We start from the raw sequence: 22,890 nt of genomic DNA, 5'->3' as shown, positions 1-22,890 counted from the left end.
GGGCCCGGAGGCGGATGATCCGCTCCCGGGCCCTCTTCGCGCGCTCAGCAGGCTTGCGTGGCCTCCAGCTGCCGCAGCACTCCCCTATCGCGGAGCGCTGCCAGGCCGGCGTCGTACGCCTCGTAGAGATCCGGCGGAGTGAGCCCGATTCCCAGATAGTCGGCCGCGATCACCACGGTCACGACAAGCTCGCTGACGGTGGCGTATGCCGACCAGCCGATGCTCGAGGGGCGAAGGTGTCGGCTCACCGAGAAGCCGATGACAGCCAGCGCGGGGAACTCGGATTCCAGCAGATCACGATGCGACGCGTGATCCGCGTACAGCCGGGATTGCCGCCCCTGGGCGCGAAATCCCAGCAGCATCTCACTGCGATCCGAGGCGAGGTACCCCCGAAGATCCGTCAACTCCCCCGCGGCCGCCGCCCATGCCGGCGATGCCACACACTCAGCAGGGGCAAGCTCGGGGAGCTTGCGCAGCAGATCCGCCGTGTCGTGCCGGTGTGCGACGTCGAGGAACAGCGGCAGTGCCGTCCGCAGATACCAGTTGACGGCATCCGCGGGGTGGACGTCCCCGAGCGTGTGAGATTCAGCGAGCGGCATTCCAGGCTCCAATCATCAGTGCGATACGGGGAGCAGGCTCACCCGTCGTCATCTTGTAGGACGCGCGGATCCCGGAACGATGCCGGAAAATCGCGTACTCTCTACAGAGTAGTTCAACTACACTCACACCGTGAGTACGTCCGCGCACTTTGCGAAGGGAACAAAGGTGGTCTTCGATGCACCAGGCCCATTCGGGCAAGATGGAGGGATGCCGAAACGGCGCGAGCGATCCGCGGACATGCCTGAGTCGGCAGACCGCGCATTTCACGCACTATCGAGCCGCGCGCGCGTCGAGGTCTTGCGGATGCTCCTGAGCAATCCCGATCAGACCCGCCCGCAGATCGTCGACGGGACCGGCGTCGGCGCGCCCACAGTCCGGCTCGCGCTAGAAGAACTCGAGCGTCTTGGATACCTCGAGGTTTCCGTCCCTCCCGGCGAACGGCACGGGCGACGTGTCACCTACTCGGTGCTGGCGGACAAGCTCCGCGCGGACCACGCCGCGCTCACGGCATACATCTACGGCTGAATTCTCGGACGCGACCCTCCGTGCGACCGCACGGGGGTCATCGAGCTCCCGTGCGGCGTGTCGCCGGGGAGCGTCTAGACCTAGGGGTACTTTTGCGGACATGGCCACCGATTACCGCCGCCCCCGCGGCACGCGCGTCGACCCGGTCGCTATCGGCTGGGAGATCGAACGCAGCCGAAAAGACCGTTTCATCCAGCTTGCGCACCACGCCGGTGTGTCGAGCGCTGCCTTCTTGGAGATCATCATGGATCGCCTCGAGGATGACCTCACCGACCGCGGGGTTCCGAGCTGGTGGCCCGAGCCTTCTCGACAAGACGGAGAGCTGCCTATAGAAGCCGCGTAGACGTCAGGGCCCGCCGTGCCAGCGGATGGCCCTGTAACGGTCGAAACCCCCACCTGCCAGGGCGGGGGTTTCGGAAGAAAAGGACCGATGGGTAGTCGGTTCTCGGGTGTCCTACCAGATCCAGGAAGGAGACGTTGCCATAGTAGCGCGTTCCCCCGCTCTACGGGGTGTATTTTCCGACCCTCTGCGCGTGTCGGAGCCAGATGTGGCTCACGCGTGGATTCTCACGCGCGCGCTCAGCCCGCGCGACACCGTCCGCGTGGCCGTTCAATCTGCCTCAGGTGAAGCTCTCAACGAGTACCCGAGCGAGATCACCACGACCTCGCCGGCCCCCACTGTTCCGTGGGCGATGTACCTTTCCGCGGACCGTCAGCGCTACGACTTCGTCGTATTCGATCTCGACGCCTCCCAGGGGAACGCGCCCTACGACGCGGGTCGGTTGTCGCTTTGGCTGGACGAGCTGAACATCGACCACCTGGTGTGCGAGTCCGGTCCGTCTGGTGGCCGGCACGTCTGGATTGGCCTCGCGGACTCCGTCGACGCCGACACGGTCCGCACCGTCGCCGTCCTTGCGAAGCAGCTCCTCCCCTCCCTCGACTCCTCTCCCCTCACCAACCCCGTCACCGGCGCGGTGAGGCCCCCAGGGGCACCCCACCGCCGCGGTGGCGCCTCCACGCCCCTCGGGCCGCTTTCTTCCCTCACGCGGACGTCTGTGCCCAGTGAGGCGATGACAACGCTCAGCGATTTTCTGGTCGACCTCGGGGCTGAGATCTCTCCCGCCACGACCGCGGCCGCGGTGCGCGGTATGGCCGTCGACGACGACGGCCACCCGTACATCGCAGGACCGCGCCGCGAGCTCTCTCCGCGCGTGGCCGCGATCGTCGACGCGCCCCCCGCAGCCGATGCGTCGCTGAGCCTCGCGTCGGTGCTCGCCGGGTGCGCACACGCCCGCTGGAGGTACGACGACGTCCTCTCCCTCATCCACTCCCCCGCGTTCGAGCACGTCCGGACCCGACGCGCCTCCGGCGCCACTCGCGTCGCCCGCACCGCAGACGCGCGCCTACGCGTCCTGGCACACGCCTGGCAGCGGGCCGTGGTGTACGTGGCCACCAACCCGCTCAACGGCGCCGGCGACGACGTCGACTACGCCCAGCGCGCGCACGCCGTCGTGCGCGCCGTAGAGCGCGCCCAGGCCAAGGCCGACGCCATGCCGGGACTGTGGGCACCCCGCCGCGGCGTCAGTTCCCGCACCACGCGAGGGTCGTTCAGCGTCCGGGCGGTGCTCGATGCCGTTTGCCTCTACATGCTCAGAAGCGCCAGGACTGTCGTGGAAGCCGATGTGCGGCGGCTCTCGGCCGACACCGGCTACGGCCGCACCACCGTGCACACGGCCCTCCAGCTCCTCACCACACCGCGGACCCACACGGACCCTGACTCCGCGTGGCTCGTCCGCGTTGAAGGGGCCGAAGGCCCCCACGGAGCGCGGTACCGACTCTCTAAGCGGTTTTCCACAGAGAGCTACGAAGATAACCGGACACAAGTGCTTGCACGCCCCTTGGCGGCCCCTCCCACCCTGCAAGCCCTCGCCCACGCACTCGAAACTGGACTAGCCCCGCTCACGCACGACACCTTCGCAGCGCCCCGCAGTCTGGGACGTGCAGCAGGAATCATCTACCGCCACCTCTCCCCCGACGCCGTCGTGTCGCTGAGCACCCTCGCCCGGAGGACCGCCCTCGACCCCGTGCGGTTGCGCGCCCTGCTCGAGCGGTTGCACTTCCACCGACTCATCGTGCGGTCGGGCGAAGGTTGGATGCGGTCGGCCGCGATCCAACTCGACCGGGCATCGGCGTTGTTGGACGTCGACGGCTACCTCGAGCGCCGACGGAGCCGATACGACGAAGAGCGCGCCCGCTGGGCGTGGTGGAGCGCGGAGCTCCAGTGGATGCGGAAGCGAGACAAGAAGCGCCGAGGCCGGAGAGGCGCGGGCTCGGTCGCCCTGTTCCAACAGAACGACCGCCCTGATTTCGCACGTTACCCCCGCGGCCCTGATGGCCGCGGGGATCACCGCGAGGCGATGCGACTCGTCGAGGCCGGCGCCCTGTCCCCCAGCGTGGCACTCGTCGCATGACGGATAATGCTTACATTCCTGTCAATCCGCGCATTGCACGCATTGCACGCATTGCACGAATTTCCGTCAATGCTTGCATTGCTGGGATTTCATGCATAGACTAAATGCAAGCAATGCACGCATTGCAGGTGATGCCTGTATTGCTAGCACTTCATACAATTCACTCACCGCACCAATTCCACGCATTTCTAGCATTGCGTGGAATCCTTACTCTCGGAGGTCTACATGGTGGAGATCAATCGCGACGCTCTGGGCCGAGTCATCACCGTTATCAACGGGAAGGGCGGGGTCTTGAAGACGACCCTGGTCGCGAACACGGCCGGGCTGCTCGCTGCCTCCGGGTTCCGGGTCCTTGTGGTCGACCTCGACCCGCAGGGCAACCTCGCAGAAGACTTCGGCTACACCGACAAACCTGAGAACGACAACGGTTCATCGCTCGCTGCAGCGCTAATGTTCAATCACCAGCCGCAGCTGTACCACAACGTCCGGCCCGGCCTCGATGTACTCATGGGGGGCGAGTCGCTGGACAGCGCGAGCGCTGGCCTTGCGGCCATGCAGGGGAAAGACCCCATGCGGGCCAAGCTCGCTCTGGCGCAGACGCTCGAGCCGCTTGCCTCCGAGTACGACATGGTCCTGATCGACTGCCCTCCCGGCGACGAGATGCTCCAGACCAACGCGGTCGCGGCCGCTCGGTGGGCCCTGGTCCCGGTGAAGAGCGATAAGGCCAGCAGGAAGGGCCTGAGCGCCGTGGCGAAGCGCCTGGATGCGGTGATCGACGTGAACCCCGATTTGGATCTTCTCGGCGTCGTCCTGGTCGACGTGGGGCGAGGCGCGACACGGATCGAGCGGGAAGCGCGGCAGCAGATCAGCGACCTGTTCGGCGGTTACGCGGATATCACTCTGACGGCCACGATCCGCCATTCGGAAGCGACCGCCCAGGCCGCGCGGGAGCGGGGACTTCTCGTGCCCGAGCTGGATGAGTTCGTGCAGAACGGCCCGAAGTGGTTCGAGATCCGCCGCGGCCAGGCCGAGGCCGCGACTCTCGCGCCTCGCACTGCGACGAATGTGGCTGACGACCTCCAAGCGATCACGGAAGAGATCGTTTCCCGCATCACACTGTCCGAAAACGCAGCTGTATCGGAGCAAGCATGACCGACTCACCCCGCCGAACGATCTCCGGCCTCACGCCCCGCGCGGGAGCGCAGCCCGGGGGAGTGGAACGCCTGTTGAAGAAGAACCGCCCCCAGGCGAGCGACGCCCCCGAGGTCATCGACCCGGTCGCCCCCACGCTGACCCCCACGCTGACCCCCGAGCCGACACCGGCGCCAACGCCGAGGACGAAGGCGCGTCCAGCGACGCTCGCTCAGGCGCCTACAGAGGAGGCGAAGGAGTCGATGAGCGTGCGCGTGCGCACGTCCATTCGTGCCCGATCCCGAGCCGCCTACCGGGCGACGAATGTGCTTGAAGCCGACGAAAGCTATTCCGACATGATCGAGAAGGCGATTGAGGCAGAAGTGCGTCGCCGTGAGCTCGCGCACAACGACGGGAAGCCGTTCGCGGCGAACACCGCGAGCCTGCCCGCTGGCCGCCCGTTGGGCGCGTAAGAGCGCGCTCAGTGCGGCGCTGCGCGGCCCAGTGCGACGCTGGGTTTCCGCCCTGTCTGGCACTTGATCCTGCCGTGGCTACGCCGCCGCGTCCAGTCCGGTACCGCCCCACCTGGCGCACTCCACGACTGCGCTCACGACCATATCCCTCATCGCCAGGGAGGTGGAAAAATGTTGACGGAAGGGAAAGGCAATGACTGATGTGAAGGTGACCGTGCACAGCACGGGCCCGAGCGGCGGACAGTCTGCAATTCAGCAGACGAAGCGCAATCGCGCCTCATCACTTTGGTGGAATACTTGAAGTGAACAAGTAGCGCAACGTTACGCAACGTATATCGTGGGTAGATGCCGAACTCTAGCTCCGCGCGGAAGCGTCGTAGGCCGAGCATTCACGCTGTCGCGGAATCCGCCGGGGTGGCGCCGTCGACGGTGTCGCGCTTCCTCAATGGCAAGCTCGAGATCGCGCCCGACACTGAGGAGCGCATCCGGAAGGCAATTGCAGACGTTGGGTACACGCGGCCGCACCGCGCCGAGCCATCGACGGGCAAGATGCCCCTCGTGGCCATCGTGGTTCCGCGAGTCGAGATCGCCTATTTCGCCGACCTGGCCGATCGAGTAGCCGATGCCGCGGAGCGCGCGGGGCTCGAGACCGTGATCTGCACGACGCGCAGTCGTGGGTTCAAGCGAGGTTCGCTCATCGAGCAACTCCTCGCCCTGCCCGTCGCCGGCGTGATCTTCGCCGGCACCAACCGGCACAACGAAGGCGTCCGCCAGTTCCAGGAGGCCGGTATTCCGGTGATCGCCATCGCCGAACCGGTGAAGGGGCTCGAGCTGGACAGTGTCCGCGTGGACTACGGTTCCGGGGCGCACCAAGCGGTCGCCTATCTGGCGAGTCTCGGGCATCGATCGATTGCGATGGTGGCAGGGCCGCAATGGCTCGAGTCCAACATTGCCGCACGTGCCGGGTTCGAGGATGCGATGCGCCAGTCGGGTCTCGAGCCGCGCCGGCAGAACCAGCTGTTCGGGGAGATCAGCCGGGACTTCGGATACTCGGCGCTGTCGCAATTGCTGCTGGCCGAGGAGCGACCGACGGCGGTCTATGTGACGGCTGACGAGATCGCGCTGGGCATGTACTCGGCGGCACGCGATCTGGGTGTCGCGCTGCCGGAGGAGCTCTCCATTGTCGGTTCGGACGACATCTCGACAGCGCAGTTCCTCACCCCCGCGCTGACGTCGATCCGTCTGCCTCGGGACAAGATGGCCGACCGAGCGATCGACATCCTCCTCAGCCGGCTGGCGGGGGAGGAGTCGGACGAGGTGGCGGATCTCGTCCTGCCCGTCACGCTCCAGGTGCGGAGCTCTGCGACCGCGTCGATGTAACAAACGTGTGAACAACACTCGCGAAACACTTGCGCAACGTTGCCTAAGTGGTGCATAGTCTCTGCAACTGCTTCACACAGAGAGGTGCCGTTTCCCATGGCCCGTTTTGCACACGTCCCCCTTCCCGCGTTCGGTCTCGGGGTGAACCCCGAAGAGACCACGGTGGACGAGTACCGGCAGCGCATCGCCCAGGCGCGCGTCCTGCTCGCGGAGCACGGCCTCGACGCGCTCGTCGTGTACGGCGACCGCGAGTACTTCGGGGACTTCTACCACCTCGTCGGGATCGACACCCGGTTCGAAGAGGGCATCCTCGTCCTCACCGCCGACGCGAGCACCGTGATCCTCGGCAACGAGAACTTCGGCCGTCCGTCGCGCGAGCTCGGTCACTCGATCGTGCTCTGGCAGGAGCTGAGCCCCGCCGGGCAGCGGCGGGACAAGGCGTCGACGCTCGAGAGCCTGCTCCGCGACGCCGGCGTCGTCGCCGGTGCGACCGTGGGCGTCAATGGCCAGAAGCGCCTGTCGTCGCCCTTCTTCGAGTCGGGTGCCGCGCAGTTCTCCGCCCCCGCCTACCTCGTCGACACCCTCCGCGCGCTCGTCAGCGGCGGTGAGGTACGCGACGCGAAGGATCTGTTCACACACCCCGACTTCGGGCTCCGGTCGGTCGCGACCGTCCACGACATCAACCGCTTCGAGTTCGGCGCGAGCGTCCTGTCTTTGAGCGTGCTCCGCGCGATGCAGGGCATCACGCCGGGCGTCATGGCCGACGAACTTGCCGACGGCTACTTCAGCCGCGGTGTGTCCGAGACAGTCCATCGCATGCTCAACTTCGCCGATCGCGTCGGCCTCGGATCCCCGCGTCCCATCGCTGCCCGTCTCGGCGACAAGTTTCAGCTCGCGCAGGGCATCCAGGGCGGCCTCACGGCCCGTGTCGGTGTCGTCGCCGCGAACGAGGGCGACTTGCAGCCCGCGCAGGCCGAGCTCTTCAACGCGCTCACCCTCAACTACTTCGATGTCGTGAGCGGATGGCACGAGAACGTCCGGGTCGGCGCCGACACCGCCGACGTGTTCGACGTCGTCGACGGCATCCGCGACGACGCCGTGTGGCAGTTCGCGCTGAACCCGGGCCACCACCTGCACTACGAGGAGTGGAGCTACTCCACGTTCTGGAAGGACGACCACCACATCCTCCGCTCGGGCGCCATGCTCCAGTGCGACGTCATCCCCGTCACCGGACGTGCCGACGTCGAGGTCGGCATCGAGGACGGTCTCGTCCTCGCAGACGCGGCGCTCCGCGACGAGATCGCCGACGTCTATCCCGAGCTGTGGGGACGCATCCAGGCGCGACGCGCCTTCCTCCGCGACGAGGTCGGCGTGACGCTCGACGAGTCGCTCCTCCCGCTCAGCAACACCCCGCTGTGGCACACGCCCTACGTGCTCGACGGCACCCGCAACCTGACCCGCTAGGAGACGGCACCATGAGCAGCACGGACAAGAAGATCGTCGTCCGCGGCGACGGGTTCCTCGACGGCACCGGTGGCCCGGTGAAGGACGCCGTCGACATCGTCACCGCCGGTGGCCGGATCGAGCGCATCATCCCGCGTGAGAGCGAATCGTTCGGCGCCGACGTCGAGATCGTCGACGCATCGGGATCGACGCTCATGCCGGGACTGATCGATGCCCACATGCACTTCTTCGGCGTTCCGAGCCATCAGCTCCAGCGCCTGCCGAAGGAGACGGAGTCTTACCGCGCGCTTCGCGCGGCGGGCGAGGCCCGCAAGATGCTCCTCGCCGGCATCACGTCGGCCCGCGACCTCGGATCGTCCATCGGTCCGGACGTCCGCCGCGGTATCAACGAGGGCCACATCCCGGGACCGAAGCTCGTCACCGCGGGCGAGTTCATCACCACCACCAACGGCACCTGGGAGTACACCGACCTGCCCATCGAGTGGGCCCGGGAGCGAGACATCATCGCCGACGGAGCCGACGGCATGCGGGAGATCGTGCGTCGTCGCACCCGCTCCGGAGCGAACGTCATCAAGCTCGGACTCTCCAAGGGGTACATCGACGATCAGTACCACGCGTGGGGCGACGACCCGAACCTCCAGCTGGCGGCGATGACCCTCGAAGAGGTCGAGGCGGCAGTGGACGAAGCCCACGTGCACGGCATCAAGGTCAGCGCCCACTGCATCGGCGAAGCCGCCGTCGTCCTCGCCCTCGACGGCGGGATCGACATCATCGAGCACGGATATGCGATCACGGAGCCCACCCGCGAGCGGCTCGCCGCGTCGGGCAAGCTCGTCGGCTCGACGATCTCGCAGCTGTACAGCCACCAGGCGGCGTACGACGAGTACAACTACCCGAAATGGGAGCGCGACGTCTTCGACCGCCACACGGTTCAGATGAAGATCGACTTCGAACGCAGCCTCGCCGCCGGCGTGCGCTTCGTGCTCGGGTCGGACCTCATCGGGTACCCGACCCATCCGCAGGACACCGCGGCCCGCGAGTTCCAGTACGCGGTCGAGTGGGGGATGAGCCCGGAGGAGGCCATCGTCGCCGGCACGGCACGCGGCGCCGAGGCCCTCGGGGTCGAGAACGAGACGGGGACGCTCGAGGTCGGAAAGTACGCCGACATCATCGCCGTCCCCGGCAACCCGATCGACGACATCACGGCGCTGCAGCGTCCCAGGGCCGTGATCAAGAACGGCTCCCTTATCCGTTACGGCAGCAGCATCCTCATCTGAAAGACAAAGATCATGACCCTCATCGACGACAGCGGCGTGACCCAGAGTCACGGCGAAGGCCCGGATCCGTACATGCGGTTCCAGAACCTCGGACTCCGCTACAGCAACACCGGTCCGGCGATCCTCGCCGACATCGACCTCGACGTGCACAGGGGCGAGATCGTCTGCCTGCTGGGGGCGAGTGGCTGCGGCAAGTCCACCCTCCTCAACGTCGCCGCCGGGTTCCTCGAGCCGACGGAGGGGCGCGCGCTCCTCCAGGGACAGGACATCGCCGGTCCGGGCGCCGATCGGGTCATGGTCTTCCAGGAGGATGCCGTCTTCCCCTGGTACACGGTGCGCCAGAACGTCGCCTACGGTCTGCGCGTGCGCGGGATGTCCAAGAAGGAAGCGGGGAAAGCCGCCAGCGACGCGATCGACCTCGTCGGACTCACCGAGTATGCGGACGCCTATCCGCGGGAACTGTCCGGCGGCATGCGCAAGCGGTGCGACATGGCCAGGGCCATCGTCCTGAATCCGGAGTCGATCCTCATGGACGAGCCTTTCGCGGCTCTCGACGTCATGACCAAGGAGCGCCTGCAGGTCCAGTTCCGCGAGATCGCGGAGCGGCAGAACACCACGTCGCTGTTCGTCACGCACGACCTCGAGGAGGCGCTGTTCGTCGGAACGCGGATCGCGATCCTCCGCAAGGGGGCGGGTCCGCTGCTCACACTAGCCGAGGTCCCGTTCGGATCGCATCGCGAGGTCGAGATCAAGACCTCGCCCGAGTTCCAGAAGCTCCGCCGCGAGCTCGCCGACGTCATCGCCGGCGACCCGTCCAACCGGAAGGCCGCATGATGGCGACCACGACCCAGATCTCCACCCGCCTGCGTCGGCCGCCGAGTGCATGGCGCCGCCGCAGCCTCCGCATCGCGGAAGCCTTCGTCGTTCCCGTCGCCCTCATCGTGCTCTGGGTCGTCGTGACCTCGGCCGGCGCGGTCGACACGCTGTTCCTGCCCAGCCCGGAGATGTTCTGGAACAGCCTCGTCGGGCTGTCGCCCCGCCTGCCCAGCGCGATCGGGATGACGGTCGCCCTGACGCTCGCCGGGTTCTTCATCGGCACGCTCGGTGGAATCGTCGTCGGACTCCTGCTCGCCTACAGCCTGCGGATCCGCAACCTCTTCGGCGGTGTCTTCGAGGCGCTCCGCCCGGTGCCGGTGTTCGCCCTGATCCCGCTGTTCATCCTGTGGTTCGGTCTGGGGACGACGCCGCAGATCATCCTGGTGGCCTTCGGGACCTTCGTCGTCCTCGTCGTCACGACGCTCGAAGCGATCCGCAACGTGAGTCCCGTGTACGTGAAGGCGGCACTGAACCTCGGTGCCAGCCGCAGCTTCATCTACCGGACCGTCATCGTCCCCTCGATCACGCCGCACCTCGTCGGCGCGGTCCGGGTGAGCGCCGCGGCCTCCTGGGGCCTCGGCGTCGCCGCGGAGTTCATCGGTGCGCAGGACGGCCTCGGGTATCTGATGCTCAACCGTCAGACCTTCCTCGACACGGCCGGAATCCTCGTGATCGTCGTGATCTACAGCCTCATCGCGTTCCTTTTCGACACCCTCATCCGCATCGGTCAGCGCCGCCTGTTGCGCTGGACCGGTCGCAATCAGCTGTCCTCGCAAGTCGGTTCCGTCCTAGGAGTGAAGTAATGATGCACCACACCAAGAGCACCACCCGCAGCATCCTGTCCACCGTCGCGCTCGTCGCGGCATCCGCCCTCGCCCTCGCCGGATGCGCCAGCACCCCGGCGGCGGAGAACTCCGGTGAAGGGGGCCTGCAGACCGTCCGCATGTCGATCCAGCCTCTCCACCAGTACGTCGCGTGGGAGTTCGCCGAGGAGAGCGGCCTCGCCGAGGAACTCGGACTCGACCTCGAGTTCACCTACCTGCCGCAGGTCGACACCGCGGTGCAGTCGCTCGCCCGAGGCGACCTCGACATGATCAGCACGTGCGGGGCCTGCAACTTCCCGTACCTCGCGCAGTCGCCCGAACTGCGCGATGCACTGATCATCAGCCAGTTCAAGGGGTTCATCCTCGTCGGACAGGCCGGCGCCCCCAGCTTCAACGATCTCGTCGACGGCGGTGCCACCCCGGAGGCGGCCCGCCAGGAAGTCTTCGACTACATCGAGGGCAAGACGTTCGTGCTCCGTGAGTCGGCGTTCGGTGCTCTCGTGAACGGGCTCCTCGCCGAGGCCGGGCTGACCCGTGACGACGTGACCGTCCTCGACGTCGCGGACGACGCGCGCGCCGGACAGGCATTCCTGCAGGGGCAGGCGGACTTCTACATGGGATCGCTCGCCCAGGAGTCCAAGCTTCTCCGCGACTACCCCGACCGCGCGATCAACATGGGTGGTGCGGAGATCCTCGGCCCGGGCGGCCTCTGGTACGACACGATGGCCGTCGACCAGGGCTGGCTCGACGACAACGGCGACACCATGGTCAAGCTCGCCGCACTGTGGGCGCGCGTCGCTCGCTACGTGACCGAGCAGCCCGACGACGTCGTGCCCCTCATCACCGAGCTGATCAACGAGAACTCCGGTTCCACGTTCTCCGACGAGGAGATCGAGCAGCTGCTCAACGACTTCCTCGGCTTCGCAACGCTCGAGCGCTGGGAGACAGACACGTACAACCCGGACAGCGCGCTCTACTGGCGGAAGTCGATCGACTTCTACGCCGAGCAGAACGTGAAGGACGGTGTGCTCCCCGCGAGCGTCGACGTCGACGAGCACTACGTCGCCGAGGACGTCTACACCCAACTCCTCGACGACCAGGAGCTGCTCGACTGGATCAACGCACCGCTCAGCTGAGCGCGTCCGATCGATCGAATCGAGGAGGGGCGAGTGGGTCACCGCTCGCCCCTCCGCCGATAGGAGCCCTCATGACCGATGTCCTGATCCTCTCCATGCCCCAGTGGCAGGGCGGCGACATCGCCGGCTACCACGCCGGCGGTCTCGAGCTTCGACGCATCGCGCGCGACCTCGCGGGGCTGCAAGTCAGGGACCTGCCTGTCGCACCTCCGCCCCTCCACGCGGACGGTCTTCTCGGCTCCGACACGCAGGACGGAATCTCCTCGCGATCCCGCGTCGTCGCGCAGCTCGGCGCCGCGCTGACCGCGCTCACCGCCGCCGCGCCGGAACGGACACTCATGCTCGGAGGTGACTGCGCCACCTCCCTCGCGCCCATCGCGCACCACGTGGCGAGCGACGAAGAGCTCGGACTGGTCTGGATCGATGCACACCCAGACATGTGGGATGGCGCATACCAACCTCACGCGAACGCGATGGCGGCCGCTGCTGTCACGGGCACCGACACCACCGGGCTCCATTACCGACTCCCCGCCACTGTCGATCTCAATCGCGTCGTCTGGGTGGGCACCCGCGCCGAACTTCTGCCCGACACACTCGAGATAGACCACATCTGGAGAAACCGCGTAGCTGCCACATTGGCCATCGAGGGTCCCGCGGCGGTCGTCCGACGATTGCAGCGAAAGCGCATCTCGCGTATCGCCATCCACATCGACCTGGATGTTCTCGACGCCACAGAGTTCACTGACGTCGCGGTTCCCGAAAACGGCGTTGGTCTGACGTGGGTTGGTCTTACGAACCTGGTTAGGGCCCTCGCGGAGGAGTTCGAGGTCGTGCACGGTACCGTCGCAGAGTGCGTTGTGAGTGCGGACAGCGGGCTCAGCGAGGCGGCGATTGCCGCGATTGCACAGTTGATCCGTGATCTACACGCGTATCTCGGGCGGAAACCAGTCGCAAGTCGACGTGACTAGGCCCGGATAGGGCTGAGCCTTCGAGCTCGAACCTCGTGGCGATCGCCGAATGTATCCGCCCGTCTCAAACCGGGAGGGCCAGGACGCGGCATCGGCGCCCGACGGTTATCGCTACCAGCCTCGCCACCACCGGGGGAGTGATCGCCCAAGCCCTCGGCCACGGAAACACCGTCGCCGCGAGCATCCTCGGCATCACGGACGGACACGGGTCGGCCCGGATCGCGGACTACCTCACCGCGCACGTCACCCTCGCTCTCGTTCTCGGCGGCATCGAAGAGAGCACCAGCCGGCGGAATTGGAGAGGCCCCGACGCGCGCACCGCGGCCTACCTCAACACCCTCGCCGCGTGGGGATACACCCTCACCCCCGTCGAGCGCATCGCCGCGATGCTCCCCACCGAGAACACCGACACCGACGCCCAGCCCGAGGACTGACGGCACAGGCACCCCGGCCACCGGGCCGGGGTGCAACGCCGGCGACGGAGGCCGGCGGGTCGGCACGGAGGCCGACCTTTCGACGGGCGCTCACGCGCCCGCGCCCATCCACGTCCCTACGGGCCGTTGTTCCGCCGTGGAGCCTTCGGCATCGTACGGGTGCTCGAGCTGCACGCAAGCGGCTGCGCCGCCGCTGCGACGGACGATCCCGGACGCGGTCGCTGCGCTCCCTCACATCGCCCGGAAACTCTCGCGCTGCGCGCCCTTCGGGTGGCGTTCCGCGCGATCCCCCTGCTCGGCACATTCGTGCCTCCACGGCAAAACAACGAGGAGGGGAAAGGGAACCGATGAACACCGTCTCGATCGTCACGATCACCACCGGTCTTTCCGTCCACGCAGACGAGCACATCACCAACATGCGCCGCCTCAGCGACCGCGCGGTGGATCTCGCAGACCACGCTCGCCACGGCTACCAGGTCGCAAGCACCGTCACCGTCCCCGGCGAAGAGGAAACGATCCTCATCGACATCCTGCAGAAAGTCGAGGCGGGAGCATGAGCGCCCGCGCGCACCTGGAAGGCCTCCAGCTCGGGCAGATTTCCGCCCGCCAGTACCGGCACGCAGTCGCGGGGGAGGAGAAGCCGGCGACCATCGTCGATGCCGCCCCCGCGCCCCTCACGGTCGGCGCGATCCTCGTGTCCCGATGGGGATACGACCAGACCAACGTCGACTACTACGAGGTTGTCAGCGCGACCCCCAAGACCGTCACCCTCCGCCCGATCCGCTCGCGCGTGACCGGGGATGCCGGATTCATGGCCGAGTACGTCGCGCCCGTCCCGGGGGAGTACACCGGCGAGGCATTCCGGCGGAAAGTCCACCACTACAGCGACCGCCCCACCGTCGCGATCAACCGCTGCGCCAACGCCTACCCGTGGACCGGCGACGACGACCGCGCCACCCACTACGCCTAACCCAGAGGCCCCCGCCATGAACACCACAGACGCCCTAAGAGCGTTCGCCGCGACAGGGACCGGCGATCTCACCTTCGATGTTGCCCCGTCACTGTCCTGCCAGGAAGCGGACACCCTCGCCGCGCTCCTGCGCGCACTCGGATACACCGCGGACGCGGCGCGCGAACACCCCGCGTCCGATGCCGAGCGTGAACGGTGGCTCGAGCTCCGCGAAGAAGAACCCGAAGCATTCGGCGCCGGTCACATCGTGCTCTACGCCGAGGACGAGCACCGGTTCGCGATCACCGAACAATGCGACCGCCCCAGCGACGACCCCGACCGCGACGTCATCGGCTGGGAATGGCAGACCGCGGAACGCGCACCCAGCGACGCATGGATGACCACCGCGACCGGCCACGCACACACCGAGCACGTCCGCGCCCTGCTGATCGCCGTTATTGAATGGGTGCGGGCTGTTCGAGACTGACCAGAGACACGGGACGCCGAGGTGGCGAGATCCACGACGAGCGGCGCCACCCCCTCGACCCCCGCTGAGGAGCATCACCCTTCAGGCGCCCAAGGCGAGTGATGACCTCTTCATGAAAGCCCTACTCATTCGGCCTGATGTCCGCGGTGGAAAGGAGCGTCGGCAAGTAGGTCAGCTCGCAGTAGCGACAGAGCAACCCCGCGCCCGCCTCGACAAGCACGGTCTGACACTCGGTGCAGTGTGGCATGGCGAACTCTTCAACACCATCAGAGCCACGAGGCCCAGGCAGATCGTCCACGCACTGACCGTAGCTCGAGCAGCATGGCCGAGCCCCACTCTTGTGGAAAGAGTTGATGGAGACTGTCAGCACTCTCGCAACCTATCGGTCAGCGGATGTGGTGCCGAAACCTTGGACCCCGGAGCCGTCAGGCGACGGGATCCTTGTGGCCCGCTAAGAGGGCTGTGGTCGAAGGTCGCCAAACAAGGCGATTGCGCCCGTGCCCTACGGCGATCTCGGGCCAGGCGGTCCGGGCTTCCACCGCGTAAGTACCTTCAGTACGCGGTACGCCCTTCTGCTCGCCTTTTCGGGCGCGAAGGTGGCCACAACTGTCACCATAGCCACGAGCGAGAAGTACGCGATCGTGAGGCCGCCGGCAATGTACGGGGTAGGGGAAAGAATCTCGACGAGGGGTTGCACGACGTGCACCGTGTCTCCGAACTGGCGACAGTCCCTCGCACACGTGACGCCGGCCTCAAAAGACGACTCTCCGAGTTTCGTGTGACGGGCAGGTATTCCTGCATTTTGAACCGCGCGTCCTCCGCAGCCTCAGGCCTGCGAGGAACCTGAGGGAAGACCCGCAACTCAAACCGTCTCATCATCCTCGCGACGTTTATGTACGCGCGGGTGATGTGTCTCCAAAAAGCCTCCCCCAGAGGTATCCCGAGCATATCGGCTCGCGACTTTCCTGACGGATCATTCTCAGCTTTCCTGCAGGGTGCCTCACGTGTGGCGGTCGATGAGGTGCCAAGATCCCGGCGCTCGGCGCGATGCGAAACCCCGTTGCAGAACGGTCGCGTCTATGTGGCGGCGCGTTGCAGTGCTCGATAGACGGTGGATCGGGCGACGCCGAAGAGCTCTGCTACCTCGGCGGTGGTGTGGGTTCCGCTCCGGTAGAGCGCGACCAGGTGCGCTTCTTGCTTCGTCGACAGCTTGGGCTTCTTGCCGCGGAGGCGGCCTTTGGCTTTGGCGACGGCCATGCCTTCGCGTGTTCGTGCGCGGATGAGGTCGGCTTCGAACTCGGCGACCATGCCGAGCACGTTGAAGAGGAGCCGGCCCACGGCTGTTCGCTCCGTGGCGGCATCTGATCGATCCGGCCTCGCAGCGACTCTTGGAGGAGACCGGATGGGTCCCGCCGGAGCCGGATGCCGCCCCGACCGGCCCCGAGCTCGTGGAGGCCTCCCTTGCTCCGCCCGGGGGCTTGGAGTTGATCGGATCGCGGATCCGGTTCGGGGCGCAGGCTATTGCGGTCAGCCGGGAGGGAATGGACCGCACCCGCCGTCACGCTGGTGCGCAATCAAGCAGCGCGGCGCGCAGCAGCTGCTCGGGCTGCTCAAAGCCTTGGACTAGGATGCGAAGGAACGCGCGCGTGGCCGGTGATGGCGCGCGTCGCGGCAGCGCGGCCTGAAGCGTACTCGTCATTCCGTTCACGGGGATGAAACGTACACTGTCGTCGGCGAGGCTCTGGTAGCCGGCGGGCATCAGCGCGACGCCCACACCGGCCCCGACCAGCTGCAGCGCCGCCTGCGGGCTGTGCACCTCGTACAGCCGCCGCGGATTGAAGCCCCACGCGTTCATCCAGCGACGAGTTGAGATGAAAACCTCGTCGAGCGCCTCGACGTCTGCCGAGTCGATTCGGTCGCACCGCGAGATCGGATGCGACGATGCCGCGACGAGATAGGACTGCTCGACATCGAGCTGGACGCGCTGCCAATCGGAGTCTGCGGCGAGATCTCGTGCGATCACGAGATCGTCGTCGCCGCCGACCAGGCCGCTCGTGGGGTCGCTATACGAACGCTCACTGAGGGTGAAAGCCACGTCGGGATGCAGCTCGTGCATCGTCGCCACGCAGCGCACCACCGTCTCGACGGCAGACCCGACGAAGCCGACCGACACGTGACCGAGATCACCGCGCGCTGCGCGCCGGGTGCGATCGACGGCGCGGGCACTGAGCTCGACGAGGCGCTCGCCCTCGCGCCGGAGCTCCCAGCCGGCTTCCGTCAGCGAGACGCCGTGCGAGCCGCGCACCAACAGGGGGACACCGACATGCGCTTCCAGGCTCTGGATTTGCCGGGACAGTGTGGGCTGGGTGACTGCGAGGCGCTCGGCCGCACGCCCGAAATGAAGCTCGCCCGCTAGCACCAGGAACGACTGCAGCCGCCACATCTCGAGCTCACCCATACGCGAAACGTATCACAGAGATCGAATTTGTCATTGGACTGTATCGCGCCAATCACGCATGCTCAGACGAGAAAGCGCGCTCACATCGCTGCGAGCCTCGGACGACGATCGTCCACACGTGCTGCGATGTCGAGTCGCCCTGCAAACGTAACCTCGAGAGGGCATCCATGAACGACACTCCAGCAACCAGTGACTTCGACGTCGTCGTCGTCGGCGGCGGGACCGCCGGCGTGGTCGCCGCCATCGCCGCCGGCCGCAGCGGCGCTCGGACACTGCTTGTCGAGGCATCCGGCAACCTCGGCGGCAACGCCGCCGTGGGGATGACGTTCGGTGGGTTCCACGACATCGATCGGCGCCAAGTGATTCAGGGCATCCCTGAGGAGATTGTGCAGCGCTGCATGGCCCTGGGCGGTCGTGGACACGTCACGATCGACAGCGACGACATCTGGATCTCCACGAAGGCGTCGGCCGACTCCGAGACGGTGAAGTTCGTCTGCGCGGAGATGGTCACCGAGGCCGGCGTGACGGTCTGGCTCCGCTCGAGCCTTCTGGAGGTCGAGACGGATGATGCCGGGCGCGTGACCGCGATCGACGTGGTGTGCAAGTCCGGCCGCATCCGCATCACGGCTCGCATGTTCGTAGACACCAGTGGGGATGGAGATCTCGCCGCCGGGGCAGGAGCACAGTTCGAGCGGGGCGGCGGCGACCGTCAGCAGCTCATCTCGACGATGTTCCGCGTCGGCAACGTCGATGTCGAGGCCCTCGAGAACTACATGAACACCGTCATCAATGTGGACGGGAAGGACCCGTGGCGCGCCGAGAGCGCGTTCCTGCGCGGAAGCCACGAGTATTGGCTGCCGTGGAAGTTCGATCCCGCGGCCGATCACTTCCCCCGCACGTTCGGGGTCTACCACCACGGAACAGAGGGCGACCTCGTCATCAACGCCGTCGGCGTCCCGGGCAACGGCCTGGACGTGACCAGCCTCTCAGCCGCCGAGATCGAATTGCGCAAGCAGAGCACGGAGCTGTTCTGGTGGCTGCGCGACAACGCTCCCGGCTTCGAGAAGTCCTACCTGTCACAGGTGTACCCCGTCGGTGTCCGCGAGAGCCGGAGGATCATCGGTGAGCACCAGGTCACCCTGGAGGACATGATGGCCGGCGTCGTGTACCCCGACACGGTCGCGATGGGCGCCTATCCTCCGGACCTGCACGATGCCAAGAGCGGTTCGGTGCACATCTCCAAGGACGACAACCGCGCCTATGCCCTGCCGCTCGGCGCGATGATCCCTACCGGCCTTGCGAACGTGATCGTCGCCGGCCGCTGCATCTCGGCGACCTTCGATGCCGAGTCCGGCCTGCGCGGGATCGGTCCGTCGATGGCGCTGGGGCAGGCCGCAGGGACGGCGGCCGCACTCGCTGCACTCGATAACGGATCGGTGACCGCTCTCGACGTCGTCCGGCTCCAGGATCGACTCCGTCAAGACGGAGCGTTCCTGCCCGACGCCCTGGTCACATGAGGGCGGCGACTGCCGCGGCCGTCGAGGCCACGAGCCTGCGGGAGCTGATGCGCCGTTATGCGTCGGGCGTCAGTGTCGTTACCGCGCCGCCGTCGGCGGGCCGCGTGGTCGGCACGACGATCACCTCGTTCGTCTCGATATCGATCGATCCGGATGTGGTCGCCGTATCGCTGCATTCGGGGGGACGAACGGCACGGGCCGTGGGCGCGGCCGGCGTGTTCGCGGTCAACGTCCTCGGCGCGGCGCAGATCGATCTGGCCCGGGCTTTCGCCGCTCCGGGGGCCGCTCGACCGGACCTCACCGCCCACGAGACCATGCGAGACGTGCCCGTCGGCCTCGGCAACGTGGGCTTCGTGCTGTGCGAGACGATCAGCGTCACCCCAGTCGTCGATCACGATGTCGTGATGGCCCGCGTGATAGCCTCGCGCGCTACGACCGCAGAGCCGCTGGTGTACTTCGACCGGGGCTACCGGCGGATCGCCGAGGCGACCGTCCCTCCGGACGACGTACGCCGGACTTCCGAACGGTCGTAGTGCCACGACTCGGCACCGCGCACCCTGCGCCCCCCCGTCGTGACTGCGCCGTCACGACCGAGCAGAAGGAACTGTATGAGCATCGCAACGAGGTCCAGGAGGATCGCAACTCACCGCGTCGCGCCCTACCTGTGGTTGCTTCCGGCCGTGGCCATCGTCGCATTCTCGACGGTGTACCCCGTCGTCTACTCGGTGGAGACGAGCCTGTGGCAGACGCAAGTCTTCGAGCGAGTCGAGTTCCTCGGGCTCGGCCACTACGTGTCATTGCTGACCGACCCCACCTTCTACGCGACCCTCTACCGCTCTGCGTTCTTCACATTGGTCGGCGTCGCGGTGACGTTCGTGCTCGGCTTCACCCTCGCTCTTCTTCTGCGGCGGAAGACGCGGCTCAATGCGCTGTACCGCACCCTGATCCTCATCCCGTGGGTGACCAACGAGATCGTCTTCGCGCTGATGTGGCTGTGGATGCTGGATCCGCAGCTGAGTCCGATCTTCTACTGGATGTCCGAGCTCGGCCTGCCCACGGTCAACCTGCTGGGCAGTGAGCAGTGGGCGCTTCTGACCCTCACCCTGATCAATGGCGTACGGGCGGTGGGCTTCTCACTCGTCATGATCCTCGCCGGGCTCACCGCCATCCCGAAGGAACTCGAGGAAGCGGCGGCGATCGATGGCTCGAACTCCTGGCATCGGATGCGCTACATCATCCTGCCGCTACTCAAGCCCGTTTCGGTCGTCATCGTGATCGTTCTGACGATCAGCTTCATCAACATCATCGGCTTCGTGCTCATCATGACCGGCGGTGGCCCGGCCGACGCGACCGAACTGCTGAGCGTCCGCCTGTACAAGCAGGGCTTCGTGTACTTCAACATCGGCCTCGCCTCTGCGCTGACAGTGATCATGCTCACAATCAACCTCGTGCTGGCGTGGATCTACAAGAAGAGCATGGGCGCGGACGAGGACTGACCGATGGACACCACCGAACTTCCCTCCCGAGCCTCCCGAAAGGATCGCAGCGTGGCGACGACCCTTGACACCCGTCCGACCCGCAAGGATGCCCGCCCGGCGGAGACTCCGCCGCGTCGACGTCACGTGCGGCTGCGCGAACTGGGCGGGCTCACTCTCGCGCAGGCGTTCGTGATCGTCTTCCTCGTGGTGACGCTCGCCCCGTTCGCGTGGACCCTGCTGACGTCCTTCAAGCCGAACGACGAGGTGATGGCGTATCCGCCCGTGCTGTTCCCGACGGAGTGGACGCTCGACAACTACACATCGATACTCATCGACGGCGACTTCTTCCTCTACACGTTCAACAGCCTGTTCGTGGGGCTGCTGTCGGTCCTGCTCAGCGTCGGAGCGGCGCTGTGCGCGGGCTACGCTGCCGCGCGGCTCGACTTCGCGTTCAAGCAGACGATCCTGTTCGTCATCCTCGCCGGCATGGCGATCGGACGGTTCGCCAACATCATCCCGCTGTACTTCTTCTCGGTGCAACTGGACCTGTACGACACCTACGCCATCCTGGTCCTCTCCAGCTCGGCGTTCATCGTCCCGCTGCTCACCTGGTTGATGGCGGCGTATTTCCGGTCCATTCCGCGGGCGCTCGACGATGCGGCTCGGATCGACGGATGCAACTCCTGGACGATTTTCTGGCGCATCCTGCTGCCGAACATGAAGCCGGCCATCGTCGCCGGCGGGATCATCGCGATGGTCAACGCGTGGAACGAGTACATCCTCGCGGCGACGCTGACGAACTCGCCGGAGCGACGGGTGCTGCCGGTCGCGATCAACTTCTTCCTCACCGATACGGGCGTGCAGTGGGGTCAGCTCACCGCCGCCGCGATCGTTGCGACCATCCCGATCGCGGTGATGGTGCTCGCACTGCAGCGCTACTTCATTCAGGGATTGACGGCCGGAGCGCTCAGCGCGAACTAGCTCCGCCGGCATCCGCCACAGACCCACCACCAACGATGATGAAGGGGAATCGATGAACAGGAAACACCTCACGAAGATCGCCGGGGGCGCCGCCGCCCTCGGGCTCGCGGCCACGGCCCTGACCGGGTGCGGCGGCGGGTCCGCGAGCGCACCGACGGGCGGGGGAGACGGCGAAACCGACACCATCACGCTGCTGACTTTCTTCGACCCGGCCGGCACGAGCGGGCGTGAGACGGGATTCAAGCAGGTCGTCGACGCCTTCACGGCCGAGACGGGGATCACCGTCGAATACACGACGTTCCCGTGGGACAGGCTCGAGTCCCAGCTGCTGCTGTCCGTACAGTCGGGCCGGGCGCCCGATGTCGCGTTCGTGCGCGACAGGTCGCTCGAGCAGTTGATCGCCGCCGGAGCATTGGAGTCGCTGAACCCGCGCATCGACGCCGACCTCGACGCCGACTATATCGACGACTTCGTCACGCTCCAGGGGACCACTGCCGACGACGAGGTGTACGGCTTCCCGATCTCTGTCGTCGGGACCGCGCTGTACCTGCGGGAGGACATGCTCGCCTCCGCCGGTGTCAGCGCGCCCGCGACATGGGACGAGTTCGTCGCGGTCGGCGAGGCTGTCCAGACTCCGGCGACCAAAGGATTCCTCTTCAACGGATCCCAGACGCAGCCGAACCAGCTCGACTTTCTCCAGTCGCTGATCGAAGGGCGCGGCGGTCAGGTGCTCGATGAAGATGGACGCGCCGCATTCAACAGTGAGGCCGGCGTCGAGGCGTTCGAGTTCCTCAAGGCGTCGGTGTTTGACTACGAGATCAGCCCGGCTGACGTGTCCACGCTGAGCTACGACCAGGTGACCGACTCGTTTAATGCCGGACGCGGCGCGATGACGATCAATGGATCGCACCGCTACTCGGTGCTGTCGGACGGGGTCGGCGCGGAGAATCTCGGCGTGAGCATGATCCCCGGCATGACGGCCGACGCCCCGTCGCCCACCGTGGTCAGTTCCTGGTCGTTGGGGATCCCGCAGGGTGCGCAGTACTCGGATGCCGCGTGGCAGTTCATCGAGTTCTTCAGCTCGGCCGAGCAGGTGCTCGAGTATGCCAAGGCGTCCGGTGAGGTTCCGTCGAAGAAGTCCGTCCTCGAGGACCCGTTCTTCGCCGACCGCGAGGTGACGCGCTTCTTCTCGGAGTACATCGCCGAGTACGGCTCGCCGGCTGTGGTAGGCCCCGCCAACACGCAACTCAACGACATCATCGCGCGCACCGTGCAGCGGGTCGTCAGCAGCGCCGACTCCGACGTCCAGGCTCTGCTGGATGCGGCCGCGGCTGAGTACGACGCGATCGTCGACTGACCGGCTGCGGGACGGACGGCGGCTCGGGAGATTGGGCTCTCCGAGTCGCCGTCTGGTCGAGCACCATTCACTCAAAAAACCTTCCTGAAGGGGAAACCGAGGTC

At 66.5% G+C, this 22,890-nt stretch carries 24 protein-coding genes; 21 read left to right on the top strand and 3 right to left on the bottom strand.

The genetic code is table 11. The annotated features are described in order from the left end of the window. Window positions 1-44 precede the first annotated feature (44 nt). Window positions 45-599 carry a hypothetical protein gene (locus KZC50_RS15515; protein WP_310892268.1) on the bottom strand — a complete coding sequence of 185 codons (555 nt, stop codon included), beginning with the start codon at window positions 597-599 and terminating at the stop codon, window positions 45-47. A gap of 304 nt (window positions 600-903) precedes the next feature. Here KZC50_RS15515 and KZC50_RS15510 point away from each other — a divergent pair, with 304 nt between their 5' ends. The 16 genes from KZC50_RS15510 (at window position 904) to KZC50_RS15435 (ending at window position 14,995) form a co-directional block, all read left to right on the top strand. Then, entirely contained in the window at window positions 904-1,125 is a 222-nt protein-coding gene (locus KZC50_RS15510; RefSeq protein ID WP_310892267.1) for a hypothetical protein, read from the top strand. A 100-nt stretch (window positions 1,126-1,225) separates the two neighbouring features. After that, window positions 1,226-1,468: a hypothetical protein gene (locus KZC50_RS15505; RefSeq protein WP_310892266.1), complete on the top strand. Its 243-nt coding sequence runs from the start codon at window positions 1,226-1,228 to the stop codon at window positions 1,466-1,468. Window positions 1,469-1,658: 190 nt separating this feature from the next. Then, on the top strand, window positions 1,659-3,596 hold the full coding sequence (locus tag KZC50_RS15500) for a hypothetical protein (protein WP_310892265.1): 1,938 nt from the start codon (window positions 1,659-1,661) through the stop codon (window positions 3,594-3,596). A gap of 225 nt (window positions 3,597-3,821) precedes the next feature. After that, window positions 3,822-4,748, top strand: a complete 927-nt coding sequence (locus KZC50_RS15495) for a ParA family protein (protein WP_310892264.1) — start codon at window positions 3,822-3,824, stop codon at window positions 4,746-4,748. A gap of 62 nt (window positions 4,749-4,810) precedes the next feature. Continuing rightward, a complete protein-coding gene (locus KZC50_RS15490; protein ID WP_310892263.1) occupies window positions 4,811-5,200 on the top strand; it encodes a ParB family protein in 390 nt (129 codons plus the stop codon). Between the two features lie 345 nt (window positions 5,201-5,545). Further along, a complete protein-coding gene (locus KZC50_RS15485) occupies window positions 5,546-6,580 on the top strand; it encodes a LacI family DNA-binding transcriptional regulator (protein ID WP_310892262.1) in 1,035 nt (344 codons plus the stop codon). A gap of 96 nt (window positions 6,581-6,676) precedes the next feature. Further along, window positions 6,677-8,044 carry a M24 family metallopeptidase gene (locus tag KZC50_RS15480; RefSeq protein WP_310892261.1) on the top strand — a complete coding sequence of 456 codons (1,368 nt, stop codon included), beginning with the start codon at window positions 6,677-6,679 and terminating at the stop codon, window positions 8,042-8,044. Between the two features lie 11 nt (window positions 8,045-8,055). Beyond that, window positions 8,056-9,321, top strand: coding sequence for an amidohydrolase family protein (locus tag KZC50_RS15475; RefSeq protein ID WP_310892260.1), 1,266 nt, complete (start codon window positions 8,056-8,058; stop codon window positions 9,319-9,321). A gap of 12 nt (window positions 9,322-9,333) precedes the next feature. Further along, entirely contained in the window at window positions 9,334-10,155 is an 822-nt protein-coding gene (locus KZC50_RS15470; protein ID WP_310892259.1) for an ABC transporter ATP-binding protein, read from the top strand. Further along, window positions 10,155-11,000, top strand: a complete 846-nt coding sequence (locus KZC50_RS15465; RefSeq protein WP_310892258.1) for an ABC transporter permease — start codon at window positions 10,155-10,157, stop codon at window positions 10,998-11,000. Before KZC50_RS15470 ends, KZC50_RS15465 begins: the two co-directional genes overlap by 1 nt. Continuing rightward, window positions 11,000-12,157: an ABC transporter substrate-binding protein gene (locus KZC50_RS15460; protein WP_310892257.1), complete on the top strand. Its 1,158-nt coding sequence runs from the start codon at window positions 11,000-11,002 to the stop codon at window positions 12,155-12,157. Before KZC50_RS15465 ends, KZC50_RS15460 begins: the two co-directional genes overlap by 1 nt. Window positions 12,158-12,228: 71 nt before the next feature. After that, entirely contained in the window at window positions 12,229-13,125 is an 897-nt protein-coding gene (locus KZC50_RS15455; protein ID WP_310892256.1) for an arginase family protein, read from the top strand. Between the two features lie 137 nt (window positions 13,126-13,262). Continuing rightward, window positions 13,263-13,559, top strand: coding sequence for a hypothetical protein (locus KZC50_RS15450; protein ID WP_310892255.1), 297 nt, complete (start codon window positions 13,263-13,265; stop codon window positions 13,557-13,559). Window positions 13,560-13,906: 347 nt separating this feature from the next. Continuing rightward, entirely contained in the window at window positions 13,907-14,116 is a 210-nt protein-coding gene (locus tag KZC50_RS15445) for a hypothetical protein (RefSeq protein WP_310892237.1), read from the top strand. Then, window positions 14,113-14,529, top strand: a complete 417-nt coding sequence (locus KZC50_RS15440) for a hypothetical protein (RefSeq protein ID WP_310892254.1) — start codon at window positions 14,113-14,115, stop codon at window positions 14,527-14,529. Before KZC50_RS15445 ends, KZC50_RS15440 begins: the two co-directional genes overlap by 4 nt. Before the next feature lie 16 nt (window positions 14,530-14,545). Further along, entirely contained in the window at window positions 14,546-14,995 is a 450-nt protein-coding gene (locus KZC50_RS15435) for a hypothetical protein (RefSeq protein ID WP_310892253.1), read from the top strand. A gap of 1,077 nt (window positions 14,996-16,072) precedes the next feature. Here the strand turns inward: KZC50_RS15435 and KZC50_RS15430 are convergent. Together KZC50_RS15430 and KZC50_RS15425 are read right to left on the bottom strand one after the other, a co-directional pair. Next, window positions 16,073-16,399: a helix-turn-helix domain-containing protein gene (locus KZC50_RS15430; protein ID WP_375294621.1), complete on the bottom strand. Its 327-nt coding sequence runs from the start codon at window positions 16,397-16,399 to the stop codon at window positions 16,073-16,075. Window positions 16,400-16,553: 154 nt separating this feature from the next. Beyond that, entirely contained in the window at window positions 16,554-17,453 is a 900-nt protein-coding gene (locus KZC50_RS15425) for a LysR family transcriptional regulator (RefSeq protein WP_310892252.1), read from the bottom strand. Window positions 17,454-17,620: 167 nt separating this feature from the next. Here KZC50_RS15425 and KZC50_RS15420 point away from each other — a divergent pair, with 167 nt between their 5' ends. The 5 genes from KZC50_RS15420 (at window position 17,621) to KZC50_RS15400 (ending at window position 22,786) form a co-directional block, all read left to right on the top strand. Continuing rightward, on the top strand, window positions 17,621-18,970 hold the full coding sequence (locus KZC50_RS15420) for an FAD-dependent oxidoreductase (protein WP_310892251.1): 1,350 nt from the start codon (window positions 17,621-17,623) through the stop codon (window positions 18,968-18,970). Beyond that, complete coding sequence (locus KZC50_RS15415) at window positions 18,967-19,503, top strand: flavin reductase family protein (protein WP_310892250.1); 537 nt, start codon at window positions 18,967-18,969, stop codon at window positions 19,501-19,503. Before KZC50_RS15420 ends, KZC50_RS15415 begins: the two co-directional genes overlap by 4 nt. 147 nt (window positions 19,504-19,650) lie before the next feature. Then, entirely contained in the window at window positions 19,651-20,466 is an 816-nt protein-coding gene (locus KZC50_RS15410) for a carbohydrate ABC transporter permease (protein WP_310892249.1), read from the top strand. A gap of 51 nt (window positions 20,467-20,517) precedes the next feature. Beyond that, window positions 20,518-21,429 carry a carbohydrate ABC transporter permease gene (locus KZC50_RS15405; protein WP_310892248.1) on the top strand — a complete coding sequence of 304 codons (912 nt, stop codon included), beginning with the start codon at window positions 20,518-20,520 and terminating at the stop codon, window positions 21,427-21,429. A gap of 52 nt (window positions 21,430-21,481) precedes the next feature. Then, window positions 21,482-22,786, top strand: coding sequence for a sugar ABC transporter substrate-binding protein (locus tag KZC50_RS15400; protein ID WP_310892247.1), 1,305 nt, complete (start codon window positions 21,482-21,484; stop codon window positions 22,784-22,786). The last annotated feature ends 104 nt before the right edge of the window (window positions 22,787-22,890 follow it).

Source organism: Microbacterium aurantiacum (genome assembly GCF_031625015.1).
In the GTDB taxonomy this organism is placed as follows: domain Bacteria; phylum Actinomycetota; class Actinomycetes; order Actinomycetales; family Microbacteriaceae; genus Microbacterium; species Microbacterium aurantiacum.
This window is presented reverse-complemented; position numbering and strand designations above follow the sequence as displayed.